Here is a 222-nt window from a genome sequence, read left to right on the forward strand (position 1 = left end):
GCCGGGGACGACGCCGACGCCAAGCGGGTCGTGTCGGACCTCATCGACCAGTTCGGCTTCGACGTCGTGGACGCCGGGCCCCTCGCCGAGGGCTGGCGGATCCAGCGGGACACCCCCGGGTACGGCCCGCGGCTGACCGCGGCGGAGCTGCGCGAGGCGCTCGCGTCCGCGGAGCGGTACCGCGACATGTAGGTCGCGACCCCCTGCGGGACGGGAGGCGCG

General features: G+C 76.6%; 1 pseudogene. It reads left to right on the top strand.

The window, feature by feature from the left end:
• Nucleotides 1–192: pseudogene (locus BIV03_RS05720) on the top strand (NADP oxidoreductase); the annotation flags it as partial.
• Nucleotides 193–222: the final 30 nt, after the last annotated feature.

The sequence above is a fragment of the Curtobacterium sp. MCBA15_016 genome, assembly GCF_001865105.1.
GTDB lineage: Bacteria > Actinomycetota > Actinomycetes > Actinomycetales > Microbacteriaceae > Curtobacterium.